Annotated in this window: 15 protein-coding genes; all 15 read left to right on the forward strand. The window is 40.2% G+C overall.

Features of this window, described 5'->3' with window-relative positions; all coding sequences use genetic code 11:
- Positions 1–15: 15 nt before the first annotated feature.
- Complete coding sequence (locus VJH67_01335; GenBank protein HEY4515811.1) at positions 16–1392, forward strand: hypothetical protein; 1377 nt, start codon at positions 16–18, stop codon at positions 1390–1392.
- 50 nt (positions 1393–1442) lie between these two features.
- On the forward strand, positions 1443–1655 hold the full coding sequence (gene infA, locus VJH67_01340) for a translation initiation factor IF-1 (protein ID HEY4515812.1): 213 nt from the start codon (positions 1443–1445) through the stop codon (positions 1653–1655).
- Between the two features lie 24 nt (positions 1656–1679).
- Positions 1680–1796 (forward strand): 50S ribosomal protein L36, encoded by a 117-nt coding sequence (rpmJ, locus tag VJH67_01345; protein ID HEY4515813.1) that lies wholly within the window; start codon positions 1680–1682, stop codon positions 1794–1796.
- A gap of 2 nt (positions 1797–1798) precedes the next feature.
- Positions 1799–2179: a 30S ribosomal protein S13 gene (gene rpsM / locus VJH67_01350; protein ID HEY4515814.1), complete on the forward strand. Its 381-nt coding sequence runs from the start codon at positions 1799–1801 to the stop codon at positions 2177–2179.
- Positions 2180–2185: 6 nt separating this feature from the next.
- Positions 2186–2620, forward strand: a complete 435-nt coding sequence (gene rpsK / locus VJH67_01355) for a 30S ribosomal protein S11 (protein HEY4515815.1) — start codon at positions 2186–2188, stop codon at positions 2618–2620.
- 31 nt (positions 2621–2651) lie between these two features.
- Positions 2652–3254 (forward strand): 30S ribosomal protein S4, encoded by a 603-nt coding sequence (rpsD, locus tag VJH67_01360; GenBank protein ID HEY4515816.1) that lies wholly within the window; start codon positions 2652–2654, stop codon positions 3252–3254.
- Between the two features lie 48 nt (positions 3255–3302).
- On the forward strand, positions 3303–4277 hold the full coding sequence (locus tag VJH67_01365) for a DNA-directed RNA polymerase subunit alpha (GenBank protein ID HEY4515817.1): 975 nt from the start codon (positions 3303–3305) through the stop codon (positions 4275–4277).
- Positions 4278–4280: 3 nt separating this feature from the next.
- Positions 4281–4628, forward strand: a complete 348-nt coding sequence (gene rplQ / locus VJH67_01370; GenBank protein ID HEY4515818.1) for a 50S ribosomal protein L17 — start codon at positions 4281–4283, stop codon at positions 4626–4628.
- A 5-nt stretch (positions 4629–4633) separates the two neighbouring features.
- Complete coding sequence (locus tag VJH67_01375) at positions 4634–4978, forward strand: uL13 family ribosomal protein (GenBank protein HEY4515819.1); 345 nt, start codon at positions 4634–4636, stop codon at positions 4976–4978.
- A gap of 10 nt (positions 4979–4988) precedes the next feature.
- Complete coding sequence (gene rpsI, locus VJH67_01380; GenBank protein HEY4515820.1) at positions 4989–5390, forward strand: 30S ribosomal protein S9; 402 nt, start codon at positions 4989–4991, stop codon at positions 5388–5390.
- Positions 5391–5404: 14 nt separating this feature from the next.
- Positions 5405–5944 (forward strand): nucleotide exchange factor GrpE, encoded by a 540-nt coding sequence (locus VJH67_01385; protein HEY4515821.1) that lies wholly within the window; start codon positions 5405–5407, stop codon positions 5942–5944.
- Between the two features lie 319 nt (positions 5945–6263).
- On the forward strand, positions 6264–8135 hold the full coding sequence (gene dnaK, locus VJH67_01390; GenBank protein HEY4515822.1) for a molecular chaperone DnaK: 1872 nt from the start codon (positions 6264–6266) through the stop codon (positions 8133–8135).
- Between the two features lie 23 nt (positions 8136–8158).
- Entirely contained in the window at positions 8159–9262 is a 1104-nt protein-coding gene (locus VJH67_01395; protein HEY4515823.1) for a DnaJ C-terminal domain-containing protein, read from the forward strand.
- 1 nt (position 9263) lies between these two features.
- Positions 9264–11054: a PEP/pyruvate-binding domain-containing protein gene (locus tag VJH67_01400; GenBank protein HEY4515824.1), complete on the forward strand. Its 1791-nt coding sequence runs from the start codon at positions 9264–9266 to the stop codon at positions 11052–11054.
- Between the two features lie 115 nt (positions 11055–11169).
- Positions 11170–11850, forward strand: coding sequence for a response regulator transcription factor (locus VJH67_01405; GenBank protein HEY4515825.1), 681 nt, complete (start codon positions 11170–11172; stop codon positions 11848–11850).
- Positions 11851–11969: the final 119 nt, after the last annotated feature.

The following is an 11969-nucleotide window of genomic DNA, read 5'->3' on the forward strand; positions in this document are numbered from 1 at the left end:
TTAAGTTCTAATACTATGCCCAAAAATTTTTTTCAAGATGTGGTGCCTCCAGAAAGACGAAGTATACGCGATGTCCCCGTCATGGGTGGTGGAGCTAGAAGGCGAGGTAGAGCTGTATTTTTAAATAAAGAAAAAGAGCTCGAACCAGCAGCTGTCGAAATGCATACTCCAGAAGAATCAGGAGTGAATGTGTCATCACCATCTTCTTTTTTTGTGCCACCAGCATTCCCTAGTAAAGCCAGAAAAGCAAAGAAGGGTAAAATTGCCATCACGCTAGCTTTCTTCGTTATTGTCGGTTTTATTTTCGGAATGATGACCATTTTTACTTCCGCTAATATATCGATTACTCCAAAGTCTGAATCAGTCTCAATTAATCTGGCACTCAAAGCTTACAAAGCTTCTCTTCTGGTCTCGAACTCTACTAATACGCCAGCTCTCCATTACGAAATAATATCCCTGAAGCGTGAAGGTGAGACAGAAGTGTCTGCAAATGGAGAGGAAATGGTGGAGAAAAAAGCAGAAGGTAAGATCACTGTATACAATAATTTTAGTTCTGAATCCCAGCGTCTTATCGCGAGGACTCGATTCGAAACCAAGGATGGATTGGTGTTTAGAATTCCCGAGTCTATCGTGGTTCCTGGTAAAACATCATCTGGTCCTGGTTCTGTTGTTACTTCCTTGGTGGCCGATGAATCTGGTGAGAAATATAATGTAGCAGAGACTAGTTTTACGGTTCCTGGTTTCAAAAATGACCCAGCTCGTTTCAAAGGTTTTTATGCGGATTCTATAGGAGAAATACAAGGAGGTTTTATTGGTAGAATGAAAAAAGTAGCTCTAACTGATAAGGTCACTGCTTTGGAAAAACTCGATGCTTCACTAAAGGTAGATCTTCAGAAAGAGATAGAGTCGCAGATCCCAGAAGAGTTTGTTCTCCTCGACGGTATTATTGTCTACGTATTTAAAGATTTACCACAAAGTGACTCTACGGGAGATACTGCCATCTTGAGGAGGGAGGTAACTGCCCAGGTGATTATTCTAAATAAACAATCCATATCCTCCGCTATAGGTTCTTCTTATCTTTCTTCTTGGGAAGGCCTTGATCTAGAAATCAGAGATTATAAAAACCTAAAAGCTTCTTATTATTCTGGTTTTACCCCATCGTTAGTTTCTAGCACGGACACATTGCCTCTTAATATAGAGGGCCAGGCTACTGTATATGCCGTTATCCCTGGTGTTACCATTGCTGAAAATTTAGCAGGCAAAGACAAGGATGAATTAAACACTGTCATGGCCGGTTTTCCTGCGGTCTATAAAGCTTCTGCTTCTGTTCGCCCTATATGGAAAGGGGCTTTTCCTAAGGATTTGGCCAAGATACATCTAAATGTTGACTAAATTAACCCTCTTTGTTATCATATAAAACTCCTAGATCTTGATTTATATTTATGTCCCAAAGTCCTGAAATTTCTCTTGGAATAGTGGTAGAAGCTCTTCCAAACACGCTTTTTAAGATAGATCTGGGTCAAGATAAAGAGGAGGTGCTTGCCTATCTGTCCGGCAAGATGCGTTTGCATAAAATTAGGGTAATGGTAGGTGATAAGGTTGAACTCGCTCTCGATCCGTATGGGGGCAGAGCAAGGATCATTAAAAGATTGTAATTTGGATTAAATAAATTTTAAAGAATGAAGGTAAAGGCTTCAGTAAAAAAGATGTGCGCCAAATGCCAAGTCGTCCGAAGAAAGGGCTTGGTTTATGTCATCTGTAAGTCGAACCCTCGTCATAAACAACGTCAAGGATAAATATGAGAATACTGGGAATCACAATACCTGAGAATAAAAGATTAGAGATAGGTCTTACCGCTATCTATGGTATAGGTCGTTCTCGTGCTCAAGAAATCTTGACTGAAGCCAAAGTCGAACATGCCGCCAAACCGAAAGATGTAAATTCTGAAAAAGAAAATCACTTGAGGAAAATAATCGAAGGCCTTACTGTGGAAGGCGATTTAAAGAGAGAAGTGGCAAATAATGTAAAGCGTCTCAAGGATATAAAAGCTTATCGAGGCCTTCGGCACTTAAGAACGTTGCCGGTAAGAGGTCAAAGGACTAAGACAAATTCTCGTACTCGCAGGGGCAATGTTCGTAAGACTATGGGTACCGGTCGTCGTGCAGTTGATAAAAAATAATTAAACATGGGTAAGAAAAGAATTGTAAAAAAAGAAGAGGAAAATAAAGATGGGTCTCCAGAAGGGGAAAAGGTAATCACTTCAGTCAAGAAGCATTTTGATAGCGGTATTTTGAACGTAGAATCAACATATAATAACACCAAACTAGTCCTAGCCGACAAGAAAGGTAATGTTTTAGGATTCTCCTCCTCAGGTGCTTTGGGTTTTAAAGGTGCTAAAAAAGGCACTCCTTTTGCTGCTGCAAAGGTCGGGGAAATTTTGGCCGCCAAAGCTCAAACTCTCGGTATGAAAGAGGTAGCTGTAGTAGTGAAAGGGGTTGGTTCAGGACGAGAGTCAGGTATCCGTGGTTTTATTTCAAAGGGTATAAATATTATATCTATAAAAGATTCTACCCCTGTACCTTTCAATGGCCCAAAGCCTAAAAAGCCTCGTCGAGTTTAAATAAAAATTGTAAATTTTAAATTAAAATTTTATGCGAATAGGTCCAAAATATAAAATAGCTCGTCGACTTGGTGCTCCAATATTTGAGAAAACTCAAACTCAAAAGTTTGCTCTCTCTGAAGAAAAAAAGTCACGTCGTGGAGGTCGTCCTAAAACTGACTTTGGCTTACAGCTTACCGAAAAGCAGAAGGCTAGATTTTTTTATGGAGTGAGCGAAAAACAATTTAAAAATTATGTGAAAGAAGCTCTTTCGAAAAAAGGAGTTATCCCCGCCTCAGAACTCCTCTCACTTTTAGAATCACGCTTAGATAATGTTGTTTGGCGTCTTGGCTTTGCGCCTACCCATGGTGCCGCGAGACAAATGGTTTCTCATGGACACATTACTGTAAATGCCAGGAAGTCTAGAGTGCCTTCTTGTCGAGTGAATGTGGACGACGAGATTGGCCTAAGAGAGGGAAGTAAGACCAGTCCTCTGTTCGCCTCTATATTAGAAAAGGGTATAGAGAGGGAATTACTACCATGGCTTTCTTATGATGATAAAAAGAAGACCGCCACTGTAAAAGGTAAACCTGTGGCACCAGAAAATGCCCTGATGTTCGATTTGGGACAGGTCATTGAATTTTATCAAAGATAGTAGTACAATTGTTTTTCCATTTATAATTTTTTAATTTTTAACCATCCCATGACAGACAATACTATAGTACTGCCATCGAAGCCTCGCATTGTCCTCGAAGAGGGTTTTAAAGGTATATATGAAATAGACGGTCTTCACCCAGGCTATGGCTTCACTTTGGGCAATAGCCTCCGTCGTATAGTTCTTTCATCTCTTCCAGGAGCAGCGGTAACTTCTATCAAGATAGCCGGTATTGACCATGAATTTCAGAGCATTGCTGGCATAAAGGAGGATGCTGTGACTATAATGCTAAATATCAAGAAGTTGCGTCTGCGTATAAACTCGAACGAACCTCAAATTTTGAGCTTAAAAGTGAAAGGGATAAATGAGGTTACTGGCAAAATGATAGATGCTCCGGGCCAGGTAGAAATATTAAATCCAGATCTTGTTATCGCTACTGTCACCGATAAGAACACGGAGTTAAATATTGATTTTACAGTAGAGCAGGGGCTTGGCTTCGTCACTCGTGATGCTATTTCTAAATCGCGAGTCGATATCGGCACTATCGCACTGGACGCCAATTTTACTCCCATCAAAAGAGCTAGTTATGAAGTAGAAAATATGCGTGTTGGGGACAGGACTGATTTTAACAGACTACGCATAACTATCGAGACGGATGGTACTTTTACTCCTCATGAAGCTCTTTCTCGTTCCATCGAGATAATGATCAACCAGCTCAAAGCTATTGTAGGTTTTGAAGAAAAGGATTTTGTCGGGCTAGATTTGGAAAACGAAAATAGCAATACCGAAAATTCTGTTAATAAACCAGCTGAAGAGATGGATTCTGAATTCCTAAAAACTCGTATAGAATCAGTCGATCTTTCCTCGAGGACTTTGAATGCTCTTACTGGTGCTAATATAAGGACAGTGGGGGGGCTTGCTCGTAAGAAGGAAAAAGACATTCTTGAAATCGAAGGCCTTGGGGCAAAGGGCGTAGCTGAAATAAAAAGAGTATTAGGTGAGCACGGTATTACATTGAAATAAAGCATGAGACACGGTAATGCAAACAGAAAATTTGGTAGGGTTAGGAAGCAGAGAAAAGCTCTACTCAATTCCCTTGCGCGCTCTTTAGTTTTGCATGAAAAAATAAAAACTACAGAACCGAAGGCTAAGGAGCTCAGACCTTTTGTCGAGAAATTGGTGACAAGTGGTAAAAAAGCTACAGTGGCCGCCCACCGTAGCCTGGCTACCGTCATCGGAAGCGCGGCTACCAAAATCCTTGTAAGTAAAATTTCGAAAAAATATGAAGATCGAAGAGGTGGTTTTACCAGGATTGTAAAATTGGGCAACAGAAAATCTGACGGTAGTCCCATGGCGGTTATAGAATTTGTATAAAAATCATGGAATACATCATTGATGCACAAGGAAAAAAAATAGGTAGAGTGGCTTCACAGGCTGCTAAGATCCTAATGGGTAAAACTGCTACTGATTTTGCTCGGAATAAATACCCTGATCTTAAGGTAAAGATTACCAATGTTTCTCGAGCTGATGTCACTAATAAAAAAATGATTACTAAGGAATATAAAAATTACTCAGGTTATCCAGGTGGTCTGAAGGAAACGACTATGAAGAAATTGGTCGCTGATAAGGGAATGAAGGAAGTCTTCAGGAAAGCTGTATATGGTATGCTTCCTATAAATAAACTCCGTCCCCGTATTATAAAAAATTTAGTTATTGAAAATTAAAATTATGGTGATCGCGAAAACTACAGATAAATATGTCGAGGGTATAGGTAGGCGCAAGACTTCCGTTGCTCGTGTGCGTATCACTCCAGCTTCCAAAACAGTTTTTGAAATCAATGAGCGCGATCTTGACAACTATTTTCCTACTGTTGAATTGCGTCATGTCGTCCACGATTCTATTACTGCGGCGAAAGCAGGTAATTTTAAAGTGGTAGTTCATATAAAAAGTGGTGGTATTCATTCTCAGGCTGAAGCTCTAAGACAGGGATTGGCCAAAGCTCTGACTTTGTATGATGAAAATTTACGTAAAAATCTAAAGTCAGTCGGTTTTCTAAAGCGTGATCCTCGTGCCAAAGAGCGACGCAAATTTGGTTTAAAGAAAGCCCGCAAAGCTCCGCAGTGGAGTAAGAGATAATCCCTTCTATATTTATGGATGAGGAAATAATAGAAACAACTGAAGACGGAGAAGCCGAAGGCCCTACTGATTTAGTAAAAAAACTTCGAGCTAAATTGAAAGAAAGCGAAGAAAAAGCTCAGGAATATTTGACTGGCTGGCAGAAAGAACGAGCTGATAGCGTAAATGCAAGGAAACGCTTGGAAGAAGAGAAAAAGGAATTTGCTAAGTTTGCCAATGAAAATTTAATTATGGAGATTCTACCGTCTCTCGATAGTTTCGATATGGCGATGGCTAATAAGGAAGTATGGGGTAGCTTGCCAAAAGAGTGGACCAAAGGCATCGAGTATATTTATACTCAACTTCTTTCGGCGCTTGAAGCCCAAGGAATAAAAAGAATTTATCCTCTAGGCGAAAAATTCGATCCTTCTCGTGACGAAGCTATCGTCATGCTTCCTGTTGAAAAAGAAGAAGATGATCATAAAATTCTCGAGGTGACTCAACCTGGCTACCTATTCAATAGTCGTATCGTCCGCACTGCTAAAGTGAAAGTAGGGGAATATAAAAGTAACTAAAACATATAAACGAGAAACGCCGAGAACGACATGGCGTCCTCGGCGGTGTTGGAGAGTTTTGGCCTAGCCTAGTCGTGGGTTTCGTCCAAGTCCTTGGCCATTTGGTCGCTGGTTTGAGACCACCAGCGAATGAACAAAATCAGCACTAGTAAAACAGGTAATACCAGAATCCAAAACATGATGGGGCCTCCAAATTTAAAATAACACCCTACTTCTAATATGTCAACTACTCATAAATCAGTGAAAGCTTTATAATTCTAATCGAATTGATTATCAATTTTTCCATTATTACTTCTTTTAATCTTTTAATTCAAATACTATGTCAAAAATAATTGGAATTGATTTAGGTACTACAAATAGCGCCGTGGCGGTGATGGAAGCTGGAGTACCTAAAATAATTGAAAACTCTGAAGGAGCTCGCACGACTCCTTCTATTGTCGCTGTTTCCAAAACAGGCGAACGATTGGTCGGCCTTTTAGCTAAAAGGCAGGCAGTAACCAATCCAAGAAATACTGTCTTTGGCATCAAACGATTCATTGGTCACAATTTTGACGAGCCGGCAGTGCAAAAAGATAAAGGTTCGGTACCATTCGAAGTTTCCAAATCAGATTCTGGTGGAGTACTAGTAAAAATGAACGAACAAAATCTTCGTCCGGAAGAAATTTCAGCTATGATCCTTTCTAAAATAAAAGCCGATGTGGAGGCGAAATTGGGAGAGAAAATAACTGAAGCTATCATCACTGTGCCTGCATATTTCAATGACGCACAGCGTAAGGCTACCAAAGATGCGGGACAGATAGCAGGCCTCGATGTCAAAAGAATTATCAACGAGCCGACTGCTGCCGCTCTTGCGTATGGATTTAATAAAAAGAAAGATGAAAAAATAGCTGTGTTTGATTTTGGAGGTGGTACTTTTGACATTTCTATCTTGGAAGTAGGTGACGATGTGGTGGAAGTAAAAGCGACTGATGGCGATTCACACTTAGGAGGTAAAGATATCGACCAAAAGATACTAAATTGGATTGCCGATGAGTTTAAAAAGGAGAGCGGTATCGATGTGCGTGGCGATGCTCTGGCTCTTCAGCGCTTGGATGAATCGGCTGAAAAAGCCAAAATTGAACTTTCTACAGCTACAGATACTGAAATAAATATTCCCTTTATCACTTCCGATTCTTCTGGTCCTCGTCACCTACTTATCAAAATGAATCGAGCTAAACTCGAGGAACTTGCCGATGAATTTATACAGAGGGCGATGGAAATTACCAAGCGTGCTTTAGAATCCTCACCTTTCAAAGTGGGGGAAATAGATGAGGTGGTGCTCGTCGGTGGACAGACGAGAATGCCTAAACTTACAGAGGAGGTAAAAAAGTTTTTTGGCAAGGATCCTAATAAGACTATTAATCCTGATGAAGTTGTGGCTCTTGGCGCTGCTATCCAAGGAGGTATTATCGGTGGTGATGTGAAAGACATTCTTCTTCTTGATGTTATTCCTCTTTCTCTTGGCATAGAAACCATGGGAGGAGTAGCTACTAAACTAATCGAACGCAATACTACTATTCCAGCTTCACGTTCCCAAGTATTTTCCACTGCGGCTGATAATCAAACCAGTGTCGAGATACATGTGGTGCAAGGTGAAAGACCTCTCTCTGCTGACAACAGGACTTTAGGTAGGTTTATTCTTGATGGTATTCCTCCTTCACCGCGCGGTGTTCCTCAGGTGGAAGTCACATTTGACATCGACGCCAACGGTATTTTGGATGTGAAAGCTAAAGACAAAACCTCAGGTAAAGAGCAATCAATCAAGATTGAAGGTAGCTCTGGCCTTTCCCAAGATGAAATAGAAAAAATGAAAAAAGATGCTGAGGCTCATGCTTCCGATGACGCAAAGAAAAAGGAAGTTGCTGAAGCTCGTAATTTGGCTGAGCAACTCATATATACTGCCGAAAAAGCTCTAAAAGACTCAGAAGGAAAAATAAGCGATGAAATAAAAACAGGTATAAATGGAAATATAGAAAAATTGAAGGAAGCAAAGAATAGGGAAAGTGTAGAAGATATAAAGAAAGCTACGGAAGAACTTTCGTCTGAGATGCAGAAAATAGGTGAACATCTTTCCAAAAATCCTCCTCCATCAGAGACTTCTTCAGGACAAGCTGGCGACCCGAAGGAAAATCCGGGTGAGACAAAATCATAATTTTCTGATATAATGAAGAGTGTATGGCTAAGAACTACTACGACATCTTAGGTGTCCAAAAGAAAGCCTCCAAAGATGAAATAAAAAAGGCTTTTAGGAAGCTAGCTCATCAATACCATCCTGATAAAAGTGGTGGTAGTGCCGATAAATTTAAGGAGGTAAACGAAGCCTATTCGGTGCTTTCCGACGATAAAAAAAGGTCACAATATGATACTTATGGTGATGCTTTTGCGCAGGCTGGAGGAGGTAATACTGGAGGCTTCAGTGGCAATTGGGAGGATTTTGTGCGTCAGACAGGATTTGACCCAAGTAATGGTGGCGGCTTTAGTTTTTCTGGTGAAGGATTTGACTTGGGTGATATATTTGGAGAATTTTTTGGTGGTGGAGGCCGTAGGTCCCGAGCGCAGCGAGGGAGAGACATTTCTATCGACATTGAACTTTCGTTTGAAGAATCTATTTTTGGTGGTGAACGCACTGTCGTGTTAAGTAAAGTTTCGGAGTGCACCACTTGTAAAGGAAGTGGTTCTAAACCTGGCTCGTCTGAAAAAATCGACTGCAAAACTTGCAACGGCAAAGGCAAAATTCACGAAGTGAAGCGCTCTATCTTTGGTTCCTTTGAGATGAACCGTGTATGCGATGAATGCGGTGGTACTGGCAAAGTTCCAAAAGAAAAATGTTTTGTTTGTAATGGGGTTGGGGTTTTGAAAAAAGAAGAGGACATTAAAATAAAAATTCCGCAGGGCATCGACAATGGTGAAATGATTCGTCTTGCTGGTATGGGTGAGGCTTTGCCACACGGTACTGCTGGCGATTTGTATGTGAAGATTCATGTGCGTAAGCATAAAACATTTATAAAACAGGGTGCTGATTTAGTGATGAATTTTGATATCAAACTTTCTGACGCTCTTTTGGGGGGTACGTATAATGTAGAAACTTTGGACGGTATTTCACAGCTTGAAATCCCTCAAGGCGCCTCGACTGGGGATATTTTGCGCATAAAAGGTAAGGGTGTGCCTTACAACAAATCTCGTGGTGATATCCTTGCACATCTTACAATCAAAATTCCTAAAAAACTCTCTAAATCCGCCCACGCCGCCGCCCTCAAATTAAAAGAAGAAGGGGTATAAAATGGCATTTACAGCTAAATTTGATATCTTAAATAAAAAAGATACCGACATAGCGGGCGGTAAGGGGGCATCTTTAGGAGAAATGATTCAAGCAGGTATTCCCATTCCAGATGGGTTTGTTCTTCTGTCGAGTGCTTTTGACTATTTTCTTCAAGAAACAGATTTGGTTCAAGAAATCGAAGCTATTCTGGCTACGGTTGATCATGAAGTCATCCATACTGTAGAATTTGCTTCTGAAAAAATAAGAGATCTGATTGAAAATACAGAAATACCAGAAGAAATATCAAAAGAAGTTATTACAGGATTTAATATTTTAGGCTCAAAATTTTTAGCTGTTCGATCGTCTGCTACAGCAGAAGATGGTTCCGAAAATGCTTGGGCCGGGCAATTAGAAAGTTTTCTCAATACTGATAAAGAGAATTTACTTAATAATGTAAGAAAATGTTGGGCCTCACTTTTTACACCGAGAGCTATTTTCTATCGATTTGAAAAGGGTATGCGTGGTAGCAAAATCTCTGTTGCGGTCATTATCCAAAAAATGGTCCAATCTGAAGTTTCTGGCGTAGCCTTCTCTGTACATCCTGTTACTGAAGATCGCAACCAGCTTATTATCGAAGCAGGTTTAGGCCTCGGTGAAGTCGTGGTTTCGGGCTCTATTACGCCTGATAGTTATGTTGTAGAAAAAGAACCTCGAAAAATAATTAATAAAAATATTCAAGAAAACAAACAGTGTTTGACTGACGATCGTATACTTGAGCTTTCAGAACTTGTTTTAAAAATTGAAAAGCACTTTGGTTTTCCGTGTGACATAGAATGGGCTTATGAAAATGGAAAATTCAGTATATTACAGAGTCGCCCGATCACCACTCTTAAAAAAGATCTATTTAATGGCGTAGAAATGGTTTCAAGGTGGAGTAGGCTTGCTAGTAGGCATGAGGCCCAGTTAAAAATTTTAGGTAGAACTAAAATTTGGGAAAAAGAATTGGGTATAGGATACAAAACTGTGGTCCAGAATTCTTTAGGAGAATCTTATGTAGATAAAAAAAGTCATATTAAAATAGTTGAGATTTTAGAAAACAAAAGCATAAAAGACGCTGAGGTGTACATTAAGAAGATGAATGATCTGGGAGATAAACTAACAAAAGAAATAAGAAGTGATTCGTTTAAAGATTTTACAGAAGAATTCTCAGCCATGATGGCTTACTTCTTTATCATCAAAGTAATCTTTGAAACACGATACGCAGAATCTTCTCTAGAAGAACAGAAAATCATTGAGAAATGGAGAAATAACAGCAAACTTTTTAATGCATTGGACTTGTATTATCAGATTTATCCTGAAAAAGATGTGGTAATTCAAAAAGGGTGGAGTTGGGTGTATGAGGATGGATTTTTGAACTTAAAAAATAAGATCATATCTTTTTCAAAAAAGAATAAGAGGAAAGTTGAATTTGAAGAAGGCCGCTCAAAAACTATGCGAATCATTAAAGGAAATTCGGCCTATAAAGGTATTGTAAGAGGAAAGGTTAGGTTGATTTTATTAGAGAAAGACAAAGCTTTAATGCAAGAGGGTGAAATTATAGTGGCCCCAATGACGACAGTAGATTTCTTTCCAATAATGAAGAAAGCGATTGCTTTTGTGACTAACGAAGGAGGAATTACTTCTCATGCTGCGATTGTCGCCAGAGAACTAAAAAAGCCATGTATAATTGGTACAAAAATTGCTACAGAAGTTCTTAAGACTGGCATGTTTATTGAGGTCGATGCAGATAATGGCGTAGTTAGAATTCTATAAAGTGTAGATGGTCATCTTCTACGCATTTACATATTTATTATAATGTGGTAGACTGTATTCGGGTCGTTCTTTCACTACATCAGGATGACCACACTTTCTATACAAGGAGACAAGTATGATCAAGGTAGCTTTGGCTGATGATCAGCCTATCTTTCGTTTGGCGATGAGGGAGATTCTCGCTTCAGCAGAATTTGAGGTTGTCGCAGAATTTTCCGACGGCCAAGATCTTCTCGGGCGTCTAGGAGAGTTTGACCTCGATGTCCTGTTACTCGAGCCTCTGATGGCCAACCTTGAGTTTATTGATCTGCAAACTCTTTTGCGGGACAACCCAAGGATCAAGGTGGTCCTTCTTACCGTTTGTGAAGATCAGCATATTTTTGCCGAGGCACTTAAGTTCGGCTGTTTCGGCATAGTCATGAAGCAGATCGATCCGAATGAGATCCGGAATCTTCTTCGGAAAGTTTGTTCGGGAAATATTTGGCTTGATCCGATGGCCACTTCTAAGATCGTTTCTGCTTTCCTCAAACCTCCGAGTGATTCTGGCGGCCGTGTGCCGCTTTCAGCTCGTGAGCGTCAAGTAGTGGGGCTGATAGCCCAAGGTCTGAAGAACAAAGAGATAATGGGGCTGTTGTTTATCTCTGAACAAACGGTCAAGAACCACATCCACTCTATTTTTGGAAAGCTCGGATTCTCGAGCCGGACAGAAGTAGCGATCTACGGGGTCAATAGAGGTATGCACTTACCAGTACCTGTTTCTCGAGGTATTTCTCTCGCTGATGATGCGGTCGTCCACTAGGGCGACGCTTACACAAAACTCCTAACACGACTCGTGGGCCGCAAACTCACGAGTCGTAACTTTTTATATCTTACAAAAATCTCAGATTACTTTTTTAAATAAAATTCTGAAGCTTTCTA

Source organism: Candidatus Paceibacterota bacterium (assembly GCA_036517255.1).
Taxonomy (GTDB): domain Bacteria; phylum Patescibacteriota; class Minisyncoccia; order Phycocordibacterales; family WO2-35-19; genus DATDXE01.